General features: G+C 74.6%; 15 protein-coding genes. 6 read left to right on the top strand and 9 right to left on the bottom strand.

Annotation, left to right across the window (positions count from 1 at the left end):
* Window positions 1–61: 61 nt before the first annotated feature.
* Window positions 62–1,090, top strand: coding sequence for an adenylyl-sulfate kinase (gene cysC / locus O2W53_RS01235; RefSeq protein ID WP_269161227.1), 1,029 nt, complete (start codon window positions 62–64; stop codon window positions 1,088–1,090).
* A 3-nt stretch (window positions 1,091–1,093) separates the two neighbouring features.
* On the opposite strand, the gene O2W53_RS01230 is transcribed toward cysC, so the two are convergent.
* The 3 genes from O2W53_RS01230 to O2W53_RS01220 form a co-directional block, all read right to left on the bottom strand.
* Complete coding sequence (locus O2W53_RS01230) at window positions 1,094–1,981, bottom strand: hypothetical protein (protein ID WP_269161226.1); 888 nt, start codon at window positions 1,979–1,981, stop codon at window positions 1,094–1,096.
* A 64-nt stretch (window positions 1,982–2,045) separates the two neighbouring features.
* Window positions 2,046–2,804, bottom strand: a complete 759-nt coding sequence (locus O2W53_RS01225) for a 3'(2'),5'-bisphosphate nucleotidase CysQ (RefSeq protein ID WP_269161225.1) — start codon at window positions 2,802–2,804, stop codon at window positions 2,046–2,048.
* 74 nt (window positions 2,805–2,878) lie between these two features.
* Window positions 2,879–4,381, bottom strand: a complete 1,503-nt coding sequence (locus tag O2W53_RS01220) for a sugar transferase (protein ID WP_269161224.1) — start codon at window positions 4,379–4,381, stop codon at window positions 2,879–2,881.
* A 350-nt stretch (window positions 4,382–4,731) separates the two neighbouring features.
* On the opposite strand from O2W53_RS01220, the gene O2W53_RS01215 reads away from it, so the two are divergent.
* Window positions 4,732–5,841: a glycosyltransferase family 4 protein gene (locus tag O2W53_RS01215; protein ID WP_269161223.1), complete on the top strand. Its 1,110-nt coding sequence runs from the start codon at window positions 4,732–4,734 to the stop codon at window positions 5,839–5,841.
* Window positions 5,838–7,097 carry a glycosyl hydrolase family 28-related protein gene (locus O2W53_RS01210; protein WP_269161222.1) on the top strand — a complete coding sequence of 420 codons (1,260 nt, stop codon included), beginning with the start codon at window positions 5,838–5,840 and terminating at the stop codon, window positions 7,095–7,097. Before O2W53_RS01215 ends, O2W53_RS01210 begins: the two co-directional genes overlap by 4 nt.
* Window positions 7,098–7,106: 9 nt before the next feature.
* On the opposite strand, the gene O2W53_RS01205 is transcribed toward O2W53_RS01210, so the two are convergent.
* The 5 genes from O2W53_RS01205 to O2W53_RS01185 are packed head-to-tail and all read right to left on the bottom strand — an operon-like array spanning window position 7,107 to window position 12,843.
* A complete protein-coding gene (locus O2W53_RS01205; RefSeq protein WP_269161221.1) occupies window positions 7,107–7,613 on the bottom strand; it encodes a hypothetical protein in 507 nt (168 codons plus the stop codon).
* Window positions 7,603–8,691 (bottom strand): glycosyltransferase family 4 protein, encoded by a 1,089-nt coding sequence (locus O2W53_RS01200; RefSeq protein ID WP_269161220.1) that lies wholly within the window; start codon window positions 8,689–8,691, stop codon window positions 7,603–7,605. Before O2W53_RS01200 ends, O2W53_RS01205 begins: the two co-directional genes overlap by 11 nt.
* Window positions 8,688–10,010 carry an oligosaccharide repeat unit polymerase gene (locus O2W53_RS01195; protein WP_269161219.1) on the bottom strand — a complete coding sequence of 441 codons (1,323 nt, stop codon included), beginning with the start codon at window positions 10,008–10,010 and terminating at the stop codon, window positions 8,688–8,690. Before O2W53_RS01195 ends, O2W53_RS01200 begins: the two co-directional genes overlap by 4 nt.
* Entirely contained in the window at window positions 10,007–11,344 is a 1,338-nt protein-coding gene (locus tag O2W53_RS01190; protein WP_269161218.1) for a lipopolysaccharide biosynthesis protein, read from the bottom strand. The genes O2W53_RS01195 and O2W53_RS01190 overlap by 4 nt, the downstream gene beginning before the upstream one ends.
* A 2-nt stretch (window positions 11,345–11,346) precedes the next feature.
* Window positions 11,347–12,843, bottom strand: coding sequence for a hypothetical protein (locus O2W53_RS01185; protein WP_269161217.1), 1,497 nt, complete (start codon window positions 12,841–12,843; stop codon window positions 11,347–11,349).
* Window positions 12,844–13,041: 198 nt separating this feature from the next.
* Between O2W53_RS01185 and O2W53_RS01180 the strand changes: the two genes are divergently transcribed.
* Both O2W53_RS01180 and O2W53_RS01175 read left to right on the top strand, forming a co-directional pair.
* Window positions 13,042–14,202, top strand: coding sequence for an acyltransferase family protein (locus O2W53_RS01180; protein WP_269161216.1), 1,161 nt, complete (start codon window positions 13,042–13,044; stop codon window positions 14,200–14,202).
* A gap of 963 nt (window positions 14,203–15,165) precedes the next feature.
* A complete protein-coding gene (locus tag O2W53_RS01175) occupies window positions 15,166–16,212 on the top strand; it encodes an O-antigen ligase family protein (RefSeq protein ID WP_269161215.1) in 1,047 nt (348 codons plus the stop codon).
* 87 nt (window positions 16,213–16,299) lie between these two features.
* Here O2W53_RS01175 and O2W53_RS01170 read toward each other — a convergent pair whose 3' ends face one another.
* Entirely contained in the window at window positions 16,300–17,619 is a 1,320-nt protein-coding gene (locus O2W53_RS01170) for a UDP-glucose dehydrogenase family protein (protein WP_269161214.1), read from the bottom strand.
* Window positions 17,620–17,924: 305 nt separating this feature from the next.
* Here O2W53_RS01170 and O2W53_RS01165 point away from each other — a divergent pair, with 305 nt between their 5' ends.
* Complete coding sequence (locus O2W53_RS01165; RefSeq protein WP_269161213.1) at window positions 17,925–18,956, top strand: LCP family protein; 1,032 nt, start codon at window positions 17,925–17,927, stop codon at window positions 18,954–18,956.
* Window positions 18,957–19,010: the final 54 nt, after the last annotated feature.

The following is a 19,010-nucleotide window of genomic DNA, read 5'->3' as shown; positions in this document are numbered from 1 at the left end:
CCGGCCGGGTGACGTCCCGACCGGTTCGGTCCGGCCGCACGGCGCTTGCCAGACTCCCTGCATGGCACAGACGCGGGCCCGACTCACCGACACCGAGCTCGCCGCGCTCGCGCGGTACGGCTTCGACCTCGTGGCCGGCGCGCCCGCCGTCTCCCCGGCCGCCGAGCTGGAGGACGCCGAGGGCGTGCTGGTCGCCACCCGGGACGACGGCGGGTTGACCGTCCGGGAGATACCCCGCTGGCGCGCGCCGTCCACCGTCCGTGCCGAGCTGGCGCAGCGGGGCTGGTCGGCGCCCCGGGCCTGGGTGGGCAGCCCCCCGGCCGAGGGGACCGACCTGCCCGGGCAGCTGCTCGTGCTGCTCCCCGCAGCCGGCACCTCCCCCGACTCCGCGGCACTGTCGCTGGGGGCGGCGGCCTGGGCGCCGTGGGCCGGGGGCCGTGACCTGGTCGTCGTCCCCGTGCCGGTGACCGCGAGCGCACCGGAGGCCGGCTGGGCCGAGGTCGCCGCCGCCTACGGCGCCGAGCTGCTGGGCAGCCGGACGGACGAGGCGCCGCTGCGCACCGGCGGCCGGGTGGTGATGTTCACCGGGCTCTCCGGCGCCGGGAAGTCGACGATCGCCGGGCGCCTGGTGGAGCTGCTGCTGGAGGCCGGCCGGACGGTCACGCTGCTGGACGGCGACGAGGTGCGCACCCACCTGTCGGCCGGGCTCGGCTTCTCCCAGGCCGACCGGGACACCAACGTGCGCCGGATCGGGTGGGTGGCCGCGCAGATCGCCAAGCACGGCGGGCTGGCCGTGTGCGCCCCGATCGCCCCCTACGCCGCGACCCGCGCCGATGCCCGCCGGCTGGTGGAGGAGCAGGCCGGGCCGGGGTCGTTCCTGCTGGTGCACGTGGCCACCCCGCTCGCCGAGTGCGAGGCCCGGGACCGCAAGGGGCTGTACGCCAAGGCAAGGCGCGGGGAGATCCCCGCCTTCACCGGGATCAGCGACCCCTACGAGGAGCCCACGGACGCCGAGCTCACCATCGACACCCGGGAGTCCAGCCCGGAGGAGAGCGCCCGGCAGGTGCTGGCGCACCTCATCGGGAGCTGACGGTCAGGAGCCGGGCCAGCCCGGCAGCCGGTCGGGCCCGGTGCGCCAGGCCGGCAGCACGCCGGGGGCGTCCACGGTCTCGGCGTCGGCGCGGCGGCGGAGCGCCCAGTCGGCCGGGAGCACCAGCCGGGGGGCGACCCCCACGAGGACGGCGGTGAGCACGGCCACCGCACCGACGACCTCACCGCTCTCCTCGACGAACGTGGCGACGGCGGCCCACGGGAACGCGCCGGACGCCGACCCGACGAGGGAGGAGATGCCGGAGAGGACGACGGCGGCTGCCGCGTAGAGCGCGAAGGCGGCCATCACCCGCCGGCGGTCACGCCGCTCGGTGCGGCTGAGCCACCAGAGCACGGCGAGGGTCAGTGCGGCCAGGACGGTGCTGAGGACGGCGGCCAGCACCGGCCGGCCGGCCAGACCGGTGGTCTCCAGCGCCTGGACGTGCACGGTCCCGCCGCCCTTCACCTGCGCGACCAGCGCGGCGACCACGCCGACACCCAGCCACCACGGCCGGCGCTCGGTGGCGCGGGCGGCGCCGACGAAGGCGGCCACGGCCGCTGCGGCGAGCAGGGCGGTGACCCACATCCGGGGCACCGACAGCGGGGCGTCCATGGACAGGTAGCGGGCGAGGCCCCGGTCGTTGCCGACGATCCGCAGGCCGAGGCCGACGGACTCCAGGGTGACGCCGATGCCGATCAGCGCGGCGGCCAGCGGCGGCACGGGGAGCCGGCGTCGGCGGGGGCGGGCCCGGACGGGGCGGGGCGCGGTCGGCAGCAGGCCGTCCTGCGCTCGCGAGCGCTCGTCGGCGATCCGCAGCGCCATGCCCAGCGGCACGGCGACGACGACCGCGAGCGTCGTCCACCCGACGAGCACCCATCCCCACCACGGCATGTCCTCGTGATCGGCAGGTCCGCACCGGTACTTGACCGGGTCGGGACTGCCGATTCCGGAGGGATCAGCTCCGGTCGCCTCCCGCCGCGTCGGCCAGGGCCGCGAGCAGCTGGTCGGCGAACTCGGGGCGGCAGATGAGCAGGTCGGGCAGGTAGGGGTCGGGCCGGTTGTAGCGGAGCGGGGAGCCGTCGAGCCGACTGGTGTGCAGCCCGGCGGCCCGGGCCACCGCGACGGGCGCGGCGGAGTCCCACTCGTACTGGCCGCCGCCGTGCACGTAGGCGTCGGTCGCCCCGCGGACGACGGACATCGCCTTGACCCCGGCCGAGCCCATGGCCACCGGCTCGGCCGCGAGCTGCGCGACGAGGTCGGCGACCAGGGCCGGCGGCCGGCTGCGGCTCACCGCCAGGCGCAGCGGACCGTCCGGGCGGGCCGGCGGCGGCTCGACGGCGGAGGTGCCCAGGGTCGTGCCCTCGGCCGGCAGCGCGACGGCACCGGCGACGAGCTCGCCCTGCTCCCAGAGCGCGACGTGCACCGCCCAGTCGGTGCGCTCCAGCTCGGAGAACTCCCGGGTGCCGTCGAGCGGGTCGATGATCCAGACCCGGTCGGCGGTGAGCCGGGCGGGGTCGTCGGCGGCCTCCTCGGAGAGCACGGCGTCCCCCGGTCGCAGCGCGCCCAGCTGCTCGGCCAGCCAGCGGTGGGACTCACCGTCGCCGGCGGCCTTGCGCGCCGCGGCGTCGGCGAAGTCCCGGCTGCGCACGGTGAGCAGCAGCTCGCCGGCCCGGGTGGCCAGCGTGCGGGCGAGGTCGTGATCGGTGCCGGTCAACGTCGGTCTCCGTCCGGAGGAGGGTGGGGGCCATCCTCCGGCCCCGCACTCCGGCGTCGCCGTGAGGGTCGGCGTCAGTAGGCCCCGGAGCCGCGGAACACCGCACCCAGGGTCTTGCCCAGGATCATCAGGTCCAGGGCGAGCGACCAGTTCTCCACGTAGCGGACGTCGATCCGCACCGAGTCGTCCCAGGACAGGTCGGACCGGCCGCTGACCTGCCACAGCCCGGTGATCCCGGGCTTGACGAGCAGCCGGCGCCGCATGTCGAAGCCGTACTGCTCGACCTCGCGGGTCACGTGCGGCCGCGGGCCGACCAGCGACATGGTGCCGCCGACGACGTTGAGCAGCTGCGGGAGCTCGTCGAGCGACCAGCGCCGCATGACGGCGCCCACCCGGGTGACCCGCGGGTCGCGCTTCATCTTGAACTGGACGACGTTGCCCTCGTTCTGCGCCATCAGCGCCTCGATGTGCCGGTCGGCGTCGTCCACCATGCTGCGGAACTTCAGGACGCGGAACGGCTCGCCGGCGCGGCCGATCCGCTCGTGCCGGAAGAACACCGGGCCCCGGCTCGTGGTCTTGACCGCCAGGCCCAGCAGCAGCAGCACCGGGAGCAGCACCACGACGGCGGCCAGCGCGACCGACCGGTCGAAGACGTCCTTGGTGACCCGCCGCAGCCCGCGGAACTCCGGCCGCTCCAGGTGCAGCAGCGGCAGGCCGTTGACCGGCCGGATGCCCACCCGCGGGCCGGCGAACTCGGTCACCGCCGGGGCGAGCAGCAGCTCGGCCTCCGTCGTCTCCAGGTCCCACCCGAGGCGGCGCAGCGCGGCGCCGTCCAGCTCGGGCGAGGGCAGCACGGCGACGGTGTCGACCTCGTACTTGCGGACGACGTCGGCGATGTCGGCGAAGCCGCCCAGCACCGGCAGCCCGTCGAAGACGGTCCCGGCGGGCGGGGCCGTCGGCAGGCAGACGCCGATCACCCGGAGGCCGTGCTGGGCCTGGCGGACCAGCTGGGCGTGCAGCTCCGCGGCGCCGTTGCGGTGGCCGACCAGGATCGCGGTCTGCTGGTACCGGCCGTGCGCGCGCTGCCGGTGCAGCCAGGCGCGCTGGGCGTAGCGCTGCAGCAGGGTCAGCACGGTGGCCAGCGGCAGCGCGACCACGACGAAGCTGCGGGCGACCTCGAGCTTGAACGCCCAGGAGACGGTGCCGACGGAGGCCAGCAGCAGGGCCGCGGCGAAGAAGACCCGGCGGAACTCCTCGGGGCCGACCCAGAGGAAGCGCTCCTCGTAGCTGCGGCCGACCACCATCGCGGCCACCCAGACCAGCGGCAGGACGATGACCGGCCAGGGGGCGTGGTGCGCGGCGAGCGGGCCCTGCTCGGGCAGCAGCCGGCCGACCAGGGCGGCGAGCACGGCGACGAGGGCGTCGCCCAGCAGGATCCGGCGCACGTAGGTCTTCCGCCAGGCCCGGCGAGCCGCGGTGCCCTCGCCGCGGAGGCGCGCCGCTGACCAGAAGCGCCGGCGGGCGACGACGTCCGTCCGCGGCAGGACCTTCTCTTCGGGGGCTTCCAGCAGCGACAAGGTCCGGCTCCCGTACGTCGGTCGATGGTGGTCACGTGCGACGCCTGGTCGCCGCCGGCCCGCCGGGGAACAGCTCCCCCCGACCGACCCGGGCGAACCTATGGTCGGCCCGCTCCGGTCGCCTAGCCCCGCTCCGGGACCGCGAGCGGACCACGATCGGCCGCCGTGGAGTCGGCCACACCGATGAGGACCGGACGTCGCTCCCCCGGTGCGGAGGGTGACGGCGCGCAGGAGGGTCCATACAGCCGTCAGCTGCCGTCCACCTGGTGTCATCCTCGTGAGATCGGTCACCATCTGGACGCTCGTGGTGTCCCTCGTCGAGGCCGCTGCCGGTGCCGCATGCTCGACCCGTGGGCGGACCCGAGAACCCGACGCTGCGCGTCCTGCACGTCAGCCAGCCGGTCGAGGCGGGAGTGGCCCGGGTCGTGGCCGGGCTGGTCGCCGACCAGCACCGCCGCGGTTGGGAGGTCCTGGTGGCCTGCCCGGGCGAGGGCTGGCTGGCCGACACGGTCCGCGCGGTCGGGGCCCGGCTGCTGCCGTGGCGGGCGAGCCGCTCGCCCGGCCCGTCGGTGCCCGGCGAGGCGGCGGCGCTGCGCCGGGTCGTGGCGGCCACGGACCCCCAGGTGGTGCACCTGCACAGCGCGAAGGCAGGACTGGCCGGGCGGCTGGCGGTCCGGGGCCGGCGACCGACGGTCTTCCAGCCACACGCCTGGTCGTTCGAGGCGGTCACCGGGCCGGTGCAGACGGCCTCCCGCGGGTGGGAGCGGTTCGCCCAGCGCTGGACCGACCTGACCCTCTGCGTCAGCGAGGCCGAGCTGGCGACCGGGCGGGCCGCGGGGCTGACCGGGCCGGCGGTGGTGGCGCCCAACGGCGTCGAGCCCGAGGTGTGGGCGCCGCAGGACCGGGCGACCGCCCGCGACGCCCTCGGGCTCACGTCGGCGCCCACCGTGGTCTGCGTCGGGCGGCTGGCCCGGCAGAAGGGCCAGGACATGCTGCTCACCGCCTGGCCCGGCGTGCGACGGGCCGTGCCGGACGCCCGGCTGGTGCTCGTCGGCACCGGCCCGGACGAGGCCGCGCTGCGCGGCCGGGCCGACGACTCGGTCCGCTTCGCCCCCGGGGAGCGGCTGGCCGAGTGGTACGCCGCCGCCGACGTCGTCGCCGTCCCCTCCCGCTGGGAGGCCGGGCTGCCGTTGGTGGCGATGGAGGCGATGGCCGGTCAGCGCAGCGTGGTCGCCTTCGACGTCGCCGGCATCGGCGAGTACCTCGGCGACGCGGGTACGGCGGTCCCGGCGTTCGACGTCGAGGCGTTCGCCGCCGCGCTCACCGCCCGGCTGCTCGACCCGGCCGCGGCCGCCCGGGAGGCCGAGGTGGGCCGGGCGGTCGCGACCACCCGGTTCGCGGCGGCCACCTCGCAGGCCGCCGTCGCCGAGCACCTGCTCCGCCTGGCCGTGGCCCGATGAGCACGCGCGTGGGCGCGGCCCCCAGCGGGCGCGCACGGCGCCTGGTGTCCCGGGCGGTGCTGGCGAGCGCGCTGCTGGCGCTGTGCGCCGTCGGGCCCACGGGGTCGACGGTGCCGCCCGGCGCCACGCCGACGGCAGCCGCCACCGGTCCCGGCGCCGCGGGGGCCGTCGTGCCGGCCGGCGCGGCGCGCCAGGTGGTCCCGGTCGAGCGGTTCGGCGCCGTGGGCGACGGCGTCCGCGACGACACCGCCGCGCTGCAGAGGGCGCTGGACAGCGTGCCCACCGGGAGCACCCTGCGGCTCCGCGCGGGCGCGACCTACCTGCACTCCGACGTCCTCCGGGTGCGCACCCCCGGCCTCACGGTCACCGGCAAGGGCGCGACCGTCACCGCCACCCAGGAGACCCGGTCGGCCTTCCACGTCGACGCCGACCGGGTGGTGGTCGAGGGGGTCACGTTCGCCCTCCGCACCTCCACCCAGCGCTTCCACGCCTACGAGCAGATGAAGGTCCGGGTCTCCGCCGACGGGGTGGTGCTGCGCGACGTGCACGTCCGGGGCGCGGCGGCCGCCGGCTTCTACGTCGGCAACGGCTCCGGCGGGTTCCTGCTGGACCGGGTGACGGTCGTCGGCAGCCGCGCCGACGGCGTGCACGTCACCGGCGGCGCGCACGACGGCCGGGTCGTCTCCCCCGTCACCACCGGCACCGGGGACGACGGGGTCGCCGTCGTCTCCTACCGGGCCGACGGGGTGCCGTGCGCGCGGGTGCAGATCACCTCGCCGACGGTGAACGGGACGACGTGGGGCCGGGGCATCTCCGTCGTCGGCGGGGACGACATCACGTACACCGACGTGGCGATCCGGGACACCGACGCCGCCGCGGTCTACGTCGGCAGCGAGGGCGACCCGTACTACACGTTCCCCTCCCGCCGGGTGCGGGTCACTCGCGGCACGGTGACCGGCGCCAACACCAACCCGGCCAAGGACCACGGCGCGGTGCTGGTCTACGCCGGCAACAGCGGCACCACGACCGCCGACGTCACGATCCGCGACCTGGCGGTCAGCGGCACCCGGGCCGGCGCCAGCTGGGACCTCGGGGTGCTGGCCGACCCGGGTGCGGGCGTCCAGCGGGTCACCCTCTCCGGGATCTCGCTCACCGGTGGCCCGCCGCGGCCGTTCTACACGAACGTGCCCTCGGCGGTGCGGCTGATCGGCGTCCGGGACGACGGCTCCCCCGTCCCCGAGAAGCGCGGCTGGTGAGCGACCGGCTCAGCCGGCCGGCCGCGCGCCGAACGCGTGGGCCCGCGCCGTCCAGGCCGACAGCACGGTGACGGCGTCCGGCTCCGGCAGCCCCTCGGGGCGGTGTGCCAGCGGCACCGGCGGACCCCACCGGGTGTAGCGCTCGGCCAGGCCGCCGGGCACCAGCAGCAGGTTGGTGCGCGGCGTCCGGCGCAGCTCCCGGGCCCAGCGCAGCGGTGAGCTCAGCACGGCGCGCACGTCCCGGGCCCCGAGGACGACGACGGTCGCCCGGCGGCCGGCGACGACGTCCCGACCGGCGGCGGCGCGCCGGCCCCAGAGCACCACCACGTCGACGTCGTCCAGCGCCGCCTCGGGCAGCGCGGCGGGCTCGAGCACGCCGGTGCGCCAGCCGGCGGCGGTCTGCGCGGCGGCGGTCGCCCGGGCCGTGGCCAGCTCGGCGGGGTCGGCGACGTGCAGCACGCCCAGCACCTCGCCGAACACCGGGGTGGAGAGGACGGCGCGGACGTCAGCGGGCACGGCGGACCGCCTCCAGGGTCTCCTCGACGACGTCGTCCCACCCGCGGCGGGCCGGCCGGAGCAGCACCGGCGGCCGGATCCGGCCCAGGTGCTCCACCATCGCCGCGGCCCACACCTCGGGACGGCGGCCGGGCAGCCGCTGCGCCCCGACCGGGGAGGCCTCGGCCAGCGCCGGGTCCTCCGAGGTCAGCACCGGTGCGCCCAGCGCCAGCCCCTCCGCGGCAGGGAGGCCGAAGCCCTCGGCCAGGCTGGGGCACAGCACCACGCGGGCGTGCTCGTAGAGCCAGCGCAGCCGGCCGTCGGGGACGTGGCCCATCGCGACGACCGCGCCGTCGGCGGCCAGCTCGGCGAACGCCCGGCCGCGGTCGCTGGGCCCCCAGCTGTCCGGGCCGACCACCACGAGCACCGCGTCGGGGACGGCGGCGCGCACCTCCGCCCAGGCGTCGACGACCAGGCCGACGTTCTTCCGCGGTGAGGGGTCGCCCACGACCAGCGCGAACGGCCGGCCGACCAGCTCGGGCACGAGCTCCGGGACGACGTCGGTGAGCGAGGAACCGTCGGGGTGGTGCACCACGGTCGTCCGCGGGGCGGTGGAGGGCAGGTAGCTGACCAGCCGCTCCCGGGTGGCGGCGCTGACGCACACCAGCGCGTCGGCGGCCCGCAGGGAGGCGAGGTACGGCGGGCGCACCAGCCAGCGCTTGGCCAGGCCGAAGTCGTGCGGCCGGTCCAGCGCGAGCATGTCGTGCACGGTCAGCACGCCGACGCCGGCCACCCCGCGGGGCAGCAGGTGCTTGGTGCCGTGCACGACGTCCATCGGGCCGCCGACCCGCGCGCCGGCCAGCCGCTCGACGGCGGAGACCAGCGGGCCACGGCCGAGCAGGGTGTGCACCCGGTCGGCGTCCACCAGGTGGGTGAAGGCACCCTGCGCACCGGCGCCGGCCAGCACGTGCAGCTCGACGTCGTCGCGGGCGGCCAGCCCCCGGGCCAGCTGCACCACGTAGCGGACCATGCCGCCGCCCTGCCCCGAGGGCGGGACGTGCGTGCCGATGAGCAGGTATCGCAGCGGTCGGGGCGTCACAGCACGGCTCCGGTACGGCGTCGTCGGGCGCGGTTGACCAGCAGCGCCACCACGACCAGGGCGACCAGCCCGGGGGTGGCCCGGCCCTGGCCGAGGTAGAAGTACCGCGGCAGCTCGAGCATGGTCAGCACGAACAGCGGATAGAGCAGCAGGCCCCAGATCCGGCCCTCGCGCAGGGCGCGGTGCAGGGCGCCGGCCAGCAGCCCGGCGCCGAGGAAGAACAGCAGCCCGCCGGCGATCCCGAGGTCGACGAAGGGGCTGGCCACGCCGCCGTAGTTGTTGAACTCGGGGTTGCCGAACTGGGCGAGCGCCAGCGTGTAGGCCGGCTCGGGGTCGACGCCGGTGAGCGACCGGAACAGGTTGAGGCTGCCGACGCCCGGCGCCGTCCAGAACGCCGACCACAGGTCGTAGGGCAGCCCGGCCGGCTCCTGGTGCAGCAGCCGGATGGCGCCGTTGTTGTAGGCGGTGACGTAGTAGCCGGCGAAGCGCTCCACCACGAAGACGGGGAAGGACTGGCCGCCCTGCGCCGCGTAGAACACCCAGCTGCGCGAGTACTCGAAGGCGGCGAAGACGACCACCACCACCGGCAGCAGCACCGCGGGCAGGAACGCCGCGCGGCGGGTGCCCCGGGAGGTCCGGGACATCCCGGCGACCACCAGCACCAGCAGCGGCACGAGCAGCTCGAGCAGGGCGAGGCGCTCGGTGACGAAGAAGGCCCGCAGCAGGGCGAGGAAGGCGACCACGGCCAGCCGGCGCAGGTACCGCGGCCGGCGCCCCTGCGCCAGCAGCAGCACACCGGTCAGGACGACGAAGGCGACGCCGAACTGGGTCATCGTGGTCAGCCCGGGCACGGTGCCCAGTTGCTCGCGGATGCCCAGGCCGTAGAGCTCCTGGTCGATCAGCGCGGTCACCAGCACCACCGGGTCCAGGCCCACCCGGACGGCGTTGATGCCGTAGGCGAGGTAGCCGACCATGGTCAGCCAGAACAGCACCGTCGCAGCGCGCTCCAGGAGGCGCAGGTCGCCGGCCGACAGCCCCGGCCAGCCCGGCACCCGGCGGACGCCGCGCAGCCCCGGCAGCAGCGCACCTCCCAGGAACAGCAGCAGGCCGGCGGTGAACCACAGCGTCCACTCCAGGTCGATCGCCTTCGGGGTGCCCCACAGCGCCCGGTAGCGCTCGTCGGCGATGGCCAGGCTCAGCCACGTCGTGGGCAGTGCGACCAGCCCGATCAGGGCGAGCGGCGAGAGCCACCACACGCCCCCCGGCCGGCCGCCGAGGTCCGCCGTCCGCGGCCGGACGGCGGTGATCCGGGTGCTCATCGGGCTCCTCCGCCGTCCGGTTCGCGGCCGGCCAGCACCCGTAGGCTGCGGCGCAGCTGCAGCCCGGGCAGCGGCGCCGTCCCGAAGGCCCGGCGGCAGGCGACCGCGTAGGAGCCGAAGAGCACCACGGTCGCCGTGGCGCTGGTGAGGGCCAGCGCGAGCGGGCCGCCCAGCTGGGCGGCGAGGACGGCGGCGGGCACGACCACCAGGAGCGCCAGCCCGACGGCGCGGGCGGCGGCGCGGCCGTGGCCGGTGACGACGAGCAGCACCGCGCAGGAGCCGCAGACCGCCATGCCCAGGCCGCCGGTGGCCAGCACGGCGAGGTAGGGGGCGGCGTCGTCCAGGCCCTCTCCGTAGATGCGCAGCACCTGCGGTGCGAGCAGCCAGGTGGCGGCGACCAGCAGCACGGTGACCGCGGTCGAGACGGTGGCCGCGGCCGACAGCAGGCCCAGCACCCGGTCGCGGCGCCCCTCTGCCTCCAGCCGCGCGGCCACCGGGGTGATCGCGATGTTGGCCAGCCCCTCGAGCACCGTCACCTGCATGGCCAGCACGCTGGCGGTCGAGTAGAGCAGCGCCTGGTCGCCGGGGAAGGCCCAGCCGGCCAGCCAGACGTCGCCGCGGCCGACCAGGAAGGCGCCGAGCTCGACGGTGAACAGCCAGGCCCCGCCCGCGACGGCGGCGGCCATCGGCGACCACCAGCGCGCGCCCCGCACCCGGGCCCGCAGCGGCAGGCGGAGCAGCACGGCCACCAGCAGCGCGAGGGAGGTCGCGGCGTAGACGGTCAGCAGCGTGACCAGCGTCGTCCGGCCGCCCTGAACCCAGACGACGACGCCCATGGTGAGCAGGGCGAGCACCGACCGGCTGTGGTGGGTGGCCGCGACCGACCAGCGGATCCGGCCGACCGCGGCGTAGACGTCGCTGATGGTGAGCCGGACGGTCTCCAGCACGATCAGCCCGGCGACCAGCGCGACCACCAGCGCGCGGTCGTCGCGGACGACGGCAGTGGCGACCCAGGCGACCGCCGGTGCGGTGACCACGCTGAGCAGCGCGACCGCCCGCAGGTGGGCGAGCACCTGAGCAGCCACCTCGGCCGGGGAGGAGGCCGCGGCGATCGCCCGGATGGCGTGCTGGCCCAGGCCCAGCCGGCCGACCATCGGCCCGAGCATCAGCGCGCCGAGCACGGCCAGGAAGCCGGTGGCCGCGCGGTCGTCGAGGGTGCGGACCGCCAGCACCGACGTCAGGAACGTGGCGACCAGCCCGAGCACGGCCACGACCATGCGCAGGCCGAAGCTCCGGCGGACCTCCTGGGTCTGCTCCCCCGCCTGGACCGCCACGGTCAGGCCTCGCTGGCGACGGGCTCCTGCCGAGGGGACGTCGTCTCCTCCGCAGCCCGCGGGGGCGACGGCTGGGGCCGGTCGCGCCCCAGGTGCCGCCCGGTGGTGGTGACGACGACGCCCCGCAGCGCCGGGCCGGACGACGTCACGTCGCGGACGGCGGCCAGCGCGTCCTCCAGCGAGGTGACCCCCTCCCCCACGACGACGACCGCCTGCTCGGCGTGCCGGGCGGTCTCGTCGAACCGGGCGCCGGAGGTGAGCGCCGGGGCGTGCAGCAGCACGTGCCGGCCGGCGGCGGTGTGCCGGGCGACGGTCGCGGCGAGTGCCGCGTCGCCGTCGTGCGGCGAGACGGCGAGGACGGTCAGCAGCGGCGTGTGCGCCTGCTCGCCGGGGAACTCCGCCGACGCGGGCGGGTGGGCGCTGTGCGCGTGCGCCACGGTGGTCACCAGGAGCACGGGGGCGCCGGTGGAGGAGATCGCCCAGGCCAGCTCCCAGGCGACCTCCGCGGCGCCGGCGCGCTCGTCGGCACCGACCACCACGAGGCGGCGGGCACCGGCGCTGACGTCGAGCACCTGCGGCACGAGCAGCCGGGCCGCCGAGAGGGCATCGCCCCGGGGCAGCTGGGCGGGCACCTGTGGGCTGCGGCCGCGCACCCGCCCGGCCGGCAGCCGCGGCAGCAGCACGGGCACGCCGGCCGCCACGAGCAGCCGGGCGTCGAACAGCCGGTTCGACGTCGCCCGCCACACCGCACCGGCGGCCAGCAGCAGCACGGCACCGAGCACGGCGCCCAGCACGGTGGACAGCAGCGCGGCGGGTGCGCCGGTCTGCTCGTCGACGGTCGGGGCGCGGAGCACCGGCACCAGGTCGGGCACCCGGGTGGCGGCGCCGGTCAGCTGGCTCTGCTCGGCGAGCAGCCGCTCGACCTCCTGGGCCACCGGGCTGTTCACCGCGCCCGGCTCGCCGAGGGCGTCCAGCCGCTGCTGCACCGCGTCCAGCGCAGCGGTCACCGCCGTTGCGGCGGCCTCCTGGCGGGCGGTGACGTAGCCGTCGAGCAGCGTCGTCACGGCCTGGACGGCCTGCTCGGCGGTGGGGGCGGTGACGCTGATCCGCAGGACGTCGGAGGTGCCGACCTGCGCGACGGAGACGGTGACCGCGTCGTCCGTCTGCTCCTCCTGGCCCAGCCGGAGCGCGTCCAGCGCCTCGAGCTGGCCGGCGACCAGGGAGTCGTCGGTGCCGGTCTGGGTGGTGGTCGGCAGCGGGCCGCTGAGCACCTGGGCGTCGGGGACGACCTCGAAGGTGGTCGAGGCGGTGACCTCCTCCTCGGCGGCGAGCCCGACCAGCAGGCCGAGCAGCCCGCCGAGCAGGGCGCCGACGAGCGCCAGCCGCGCCAGCCAGGCCAGCGGTGCGGCCGGCCCCGGCCAGGTGTCGGCCCGGGTGGCGTCCTCAAGCGCCCCGCCTCCCGGGTTGGTGCCGGCCGGCCGGCCTGTCGAGCTGCTCATGCGCGTGCGTCCTCCCTCGTGCCATCGGCGGAGTCCGCCCGCAACAGCGTCCAGATGATAGGGCGCTGCCAACTGCGCTGGTGCCACTCATCCCTCCGGGTGAACGCCGGGTGGACAGCAGGGAACGGGCCGCTGACCTGCGCAGACGCCTTCACACCCCAGGTGGACACGGGAAGATCGACACCTAGGCTCTGCCGCGTGACCGAGGTCCCCACGCGCCCGCAGCGGGTGGCGGCGATCGACGTCGCGCGGGCCGTGGCGATCATCGGCGTCGCGGCCAACCACTCCATCGACGGCATGCTGAACGCGGGCCTGATCCCGGCCGACCACCCCCTCGGGGCGGTCAACTCGGCGCTGTACCTGTTCCGGATGCCGGCGCTGGCGTTCCTGCTCGGGCTGTTCGTCCCCCGCGCGGTGACCAGGCGCGGGGCGGCCGGCTACGTCCGTGAGCGGGCCACGCTGATGCTCTACCTGTACCTGCTCTGGTTCCTGGTGCAGAGCCTCGCCGAGCTGGCGACCAACGAGGTCAAGAACGTGCCGCGGGACGCCGGGGCGATCTGGCGGGTGTGGGAGCCGTTCGCCCACCTGTGGTTCCTGCCGTTCCTGATCGTGACGGCGGTGGTGCTGGCGGTGCTGCGACCGTGGCAGGGCCCGGCCCGCCGACTGCTGGGCGGCGGCGGGCTGGTGCTGGCGAGCCTGCTCACCTGGGGCTGGAACCCGACCCTGTTCGGGCTCACCGGGCTCTCGCTGCTGGCGTTCGCCGCGGCCGGGTCCATGGTCGGGCTGGCCCGGCTGGGCACGTGGATGCAGGGCCCCGTCTGGGTCTGGACGGCGGTCGGGCTGCTCGGCGCCGCCTCGCTGGGGCTGCTGCTGCAGGCCGACGTCGTGCCGTCGACGCTGCCGGCCGAGGTCGGACTGGTCGAGCGGGCACTGAGCCTCGGCGCCGCGGTCGCCGGCACGGTCGCGCTGCTCGCCGTCTCGGTGCTGCTGGCCCGGGTGCCGCCACTGCGCGACCTGTTGGCCGCGATCGGCCGCCGCACCCTGCCGATCTACCTGGCGCACGTGCTGGTGGTGGCCGGGGTCCGGATCGTGCTCGTGCAGCTCGGGGTGGACCAGCCGTACGTCATCGCCCTGGTGGCCGTCGCGGCCGGCGTCGGCATCCCGTTCGCCGTCGCGACGTTCACGGCCGACCGGCCGTGGGCGAACTGGGTCTTCGACCTGCCACGGCCGCTGAGCACCTGGTCACGGGGTACACCGCGGCCTGTCACTGGGGCGATGCTCAACCAATTCACGCCATTACCGGTTCACGACCGGGCACACGCTCGCCCGCTCCCCCCGACGGACACCCTCCGGCACTAGGACCTCCCCCGAGGATTAGAGGCGGCCTACCGACCACAGCGCGACATCGGCGAGGCGCGCGTGGCGAAGCTGGACACGGGTGCGGGCAACGACTGCCTAACCCTGCCGGGTGACTTCACAAGTAGCGCGGTTGACGAGCAGGTCCGGCTCGCGATCAGTGAACTCGCCACCGCCCGACCTCGGCCCAAGGTCGACTACCGGCCGCGGAACGACGCCGCGCAGGCGTACGCCGGGGACCACTCCGCCCGCCTACGTCGACGCCGTCGAGGACTCCGCCGGCCAGGTGCGCGCCCTACACCACAACGCGGGATCGTAGGGTCCTCGCAGAAATTGTTGAAGCCCCCGGCTGCTAGCCGGACTACACACGCCAACCGGCTCGTCGCCCTCCGCTCGGCCGCCCGATCGAGCCATGGGGCTACGTCCCCGCGTTCTAACGGTTCGCGGCCCGCGACGACCGCGGGATCAGCCCAGCCCCGGCCGATGCCCCCCCCTTCCGTCCGCTCTGGCCCCGTATCGGATGGTCCGATGCGACGTCTGCCTGGCTCGACGCGCTTAGCTTGACCGCGCAAGCGCCCGACTCAATCGAGGGACTCCTATGCTCTCTGCGTGCCCGGAGCGTCAGGAACAGGCGAAATACTCGGCGCTGCCAGAACACTTTGGTACGCAGGCGTTCTGACGACACCCCTCGTCGCCATCCGGATCGCTGGATTTACGGTCGCCGACCTCCTATTCGTCGCCTGCGCAGGTCTAGTTCTCCTGTCTCCGGCGAGGCCCCGCCATCTTGTCCATCTCGCCTGGCCGACAGCTGCGTACCTAGCACTCATCGCCGCAGGTTGGGCTGCGGGGAACAGCGAGGACCCGGCTGGCAACTGGCTGACGGCGGCGCGGCTGGTCTATCTGTGGCTCATATGGAGGTGGCAAGCACGCGCGCTCCTCGACACCCCCGCCACTGCTCGACGGACCATGCTGGCCTTCCTCACTGGATCGGCCCTCAGTAGCCTCGCCGCCGTTGGGCAGGTCGCACTCGGGATCTTTCCCGCCGGCGGTGAGCTCGTCGGCGGTGACGGGCAACGCGCACCTGGACTCGCCGATCACGTCAACGATCAGGGTGCGCAACTCGCCATCGCCATCGCCATCGGCATCGCTCTCCTGCTCAACCGAGGCTCCGCGCGTCAACCCATCGTCGCCGCGCTAGCCGCGCTATGTGGAATCGGCCTGGTCCTCTCAGGGAGCGTGACGGGCATGGCCAGCGCGGTCGTTGCGGCACTCGTTGTGCTCTTCCGCGCCCGTATCCGCCTCAGGACCATCCTCGTCGGTGCAGCCGGAGCTGGTCTCGCCCTGTACATCGCTGTGCGAATCCAGGGCGCCCTGACTGGCGGCGATCCGCTCGCCCGGCTCGCGAGCGCGACCGGCCGCAATGGCGATATCTCCACCCTTGAGATCCGTCTCCGCACCTGGCAATCAGCATGGCAACGCATCCTTGAATCGCCGTTCGTGGGCAGCGGCCTCGACATTATTTCTGGCGGGACCTACGACGGCGTCACGCAGGCGCATAACATCTTTCTGCTGTACTGGTATCAGGGCGGTCTGCTGCTACTCGTCGCGCTACTTGTCGCACTGACTCCCGCAGTACGGACGATGCTGTACCGCCGCCTCCCGGAAGCTCCCATGCATGAGGCCGCAGTCGGCGGCGCCGTCGCCGCGCTGGCCTACGCACAGACCGCGCCCATCATGTTCCAGCGCTACTTCTGGTTGCCCCTCGTATTGCTGCTGGTCCTCGCCGACCAGCGACGACAGCTGGCGAGGGACCTTGAGCACCGTAGGGAGCCAGGATCCGCTCAGCTGCGGAAGCTCACGGCGGAGAATCAGCACCTCCAGCGCGCCGCATTGCTGGCTGCCGATGCACGCAGCCGGCAGGGAAGGCTGACCGAAACGGGGCTACATGCCCGCCAATCAACCCGACCATCCCCACGCGCCTATAGGTACCAAGCGAACGATCCGACTCCCTAGCGTTCGCAGCGTGGCTTGAGTCGCCTGGCGTACCGGACAACCTCGCAATGCCGGGGCGCCGCCAATTCGCGATTCGTCCGAATCAGGTCAGCCGGCGCGGCGGCCCAGGGCGCGGTAGGTCCAGCCGGCGGCCACCCAGCGGTCGCGGTCCAGGGCGTTGCGCCCGTCGAGCATCCGCTTCTGCCCGACGACCTTGCCGAAGGCCACGGGGTCCAGGTCCCGGTACTGCTGCCACTCGGTGAGCACGAGCACGGCGTCGGCCCGATCCGCGGCCTCCTCCGGCGTGTCCACGGCATCGAGCTGCGGCCAGCTGCGGCGGATGTTGTCCCCGGCCGCGGGGTCGGTGACCCGCACCGCGGCGCCCTGCAGCTGCAGCTGGGCGGCGACGTTGAGCGCCGGGGAGTCCCGGATGTCGTCGCTGTTGGGCTTGAACGCCGCTCCCAGCACCGCCACCCGCTTACCGACCAATGAGCCGTCGCAGACCTCGCGGGCCAGCTCGACCATGCGGATCCGGCGGCGCATGTTGATGTTGTCGACCTCACGCAGGAACGTCAGTGCCTGATCGGCACCCAGCTCCCCGGCGCGGGCCATGAACGCCCGGATGTCCTTGGGCAGGCAGCCGCCGCCGAAACCGAGGCCGGCGTTGAGGAACTTGCGACCGATCCGGTCGTCGTGGCCGATGGCGTCCGCCAGCTGCTTGACGTCGGCACCGGTGGCCTCACACAGCTCGGCCATCGCGTTGATGAAGGAGATCTTCGTGGCCAGGAAGGAGTTGGCCGCGGTCTTCACCATCTCCGCGGTCGCGTAGTCGGTGACCACCTGTGGGGTGCCCACCGCGACGATCGAGGCGTAGACCTCGTCCAGCATCGCCCGCGCCGTCTCGCCGTCGGGGCCGCCGGGGAGGCCGTAGACCAGCCGGTCGGGGTGCAGCGTGTCCTGGACCGCGAAGCCCTCGCGGAGGAACTCCGGGTTCCAGGCCAGCATCGCCCCGGGCACCTTGTCGGCCACCAGCTCAGCCAGCCGGGCCGCCGTGCCCACCGGGACCGTCGACTTGCCGGCGACCAGGTCACCGGGCTTGAGCGCCGCCAGCAGGCTCTCAACGGCCGACTCGACGAACCGCAGGTCCGCGGCGTACTCCCCGCGCTTCTGCGGGGTGCCCACGCAAACGAAGTGGACGACGGCGTCGCTAGCGTCGGCCATGTCAGTGCTGAACCGGAGGCGTCCCGAGGCCAGCGAGGTGCCCAGCAGCTCCTCGAAGCCGGGCTCGTAGAACGGGGCCTTGGCCCGCTGCAGCGCGTCGATCTTCGGCTGGTCGACGTCGATGCCGACGACGTCGTGCCCGAGCTCGGCCATCGACGCGGCGTGTACCGCACCCAGATAGCCGCAACCGATGACCGAGATCTTCATGCGCGTGCCACTCCCCTACCTGCGGACACCCGACGCGCCCAACTCCCCGCGACGGTAGACAACGGACCCGAACGGGCGCCAGCCGCCGTCACTCAGGAGTGTCCGACTGTTCACCGGTGGGACCGACATCACCGTCACCACCCACTGGGAGGACGTCCCTCCCTCGGATGACCTGGCCGTCCACGACCACTGCTCGGCGGTTCGCTGCGATTAGGGTCCGATGAAGTGGCAGAGAGGCGGTGGGCATGAGCGTCCAGGCACGTGGCGACGGACCCGCCGCGGAACCGGGGGGTACCGATGCCGAGGTGGTCGAGACCACCCCCCGACGGCGATGGATGCGGCGCACGCTGATCAGCCTGGGCGCGCTAGCACTGGTGCTCGCCCTTGCCATCGGTACCGGACTGTGGTTCGTCAGCAACCGGTACGGCGGCAACATCGAGCGGGTCGGCGACGTCTTCGCCGAGCTCGAGGAGGGCGCCCGCCCGGCCCCCGCGTCGCCGGTCGACCAGCCTGAGGCGACCGCCGACCCGGTCACCTTCTTGCTGGTGGGCTCGGACACCCGCGCCGAACTCGAGCCGGGCGAGCTGCCCGACGCCCGCGCCGACGCGATCATGCTGGCCCGCTTCGCCGGCGACCGGGAGCACGCTCAGGTCATCTCCATCCCCCGCGACTCCTGGGTCGACATCCCCGGCTACGGCAAGAACAAGATCAACGCTGCTTACGCCCTGGGCGGCCCGACGCTGCTCATCCAGACGATCGAGCAGCTGACCGGTGTGCGTGTCGACCACTACGCGGCGATCGACTTCGACGGGCTGATACAGGTGACCGACGACCTCGGCGGCGTCGACGTCGTGGTCTCGGAGACGACGAGCAACGGGCCGTACACCTTCACCGCCGGGCTCAACCACCTCGACGGCGATCAGGCCCGCTGGTACGTGGGCCAGCGCTACGACCTGCCCGGTGGCGACTTCGACCGGGTGAAGCGGCAACAGAACTACCTGCGGGCGATGTTCACCAAGCTGTTCAGCCAGGAGGTCTTCACCTCACCGGGCAAGCTGGACTCGACGCTGCTCGCGGTCACGAACGCGGTCGCCGTCGACGACGCCCTCGACAACGGCGATCTGCTGTCGCTGGCCTACTCGCTGCGCGGCCTCACCCCGGCCGACGTCGAGTTCTTCACCGCCCCGGTGCTCGGCACCGGCACCGAGGGCGCGGCCAGCGTCGTCTACCTGGACCAGACAGCCGGCGAGCGCATGTGGGGCTATCTGCAGACCGACTCGCTGGGCCAGAACGCCGACGAGTTCAGCAACGAGGCCCTCCCCGAGGTCCCTCGCTAGGAGCGGTGACGGCTGGGGTCGCCGCACCCCGTCTGGGTGAGGCCGTCGAGCGAC

The sequence above is a fragment of the Modestobacter sp. VKM Ac-2978 genome (assembly GCF_026968025.1).
Taxonomy (GTDB): domain Bacteria; phylum Actinomycetota; class Actinomycetes; order Mycobacteriales; family Geodermatophilaceae; genus Modestobacter.
The sequence above is the reverse complement of the archived record's forward strand: the minus strand, read 5'-3'. Positions and strand labels throughout refer to the sequence as shown.

Coding starts and splice junctions, on each gene's coding strand:
- O2W53_RS01170 (WP_269161214.1), bottom strand. CDS start 17,619: ATGAAGATCTCGGTCATCGGTTGCGGCTATCTGGGTGCGGTACACGCC.
- O2W53_RS01175 (WP_269161215.1), top strand. CDS start 15,166: ATGCTGGCCTTCCTCACTGGATCGGCCCTCAGTAGCCTCGCCGCCGTT.
- cysC (WP_269161227.1), top strand. CDS start 62: ATGGCACAGACGCGGGCCCGACTCACCGACACCGAGCTCGCCGCGCTC.
- O2W53_RS01230 (WP_269161226.1), bottom strand. CDS start 1,981: ATGCCGTGGTGGGGATGGGTGCTCGTCGGGTGGACGACGCTCGCGGTC.
- O2W53_RS01195 (WP_269161219.1), bottom strand. CDS start 10,010: ATGAGCACCCGGATCACCGCCGTCCGGCCGCGGACGGCGGACCTCGGC.
- O2W53_RS01185 (WP_269161217.1), bottom strand. CDS start 12,843: ATGAGCAGCTCGACAGGCCGGCCGGCCGGCACCAACCCGGGAGGCGGG.
- O2W53_RS01210 (WP_269161222.1), top strand. CDS start 5,838: ATGAGCACGCGCGTGGGCGCGGCCCCCAGCGGGCGCGCACGGCGCCTG.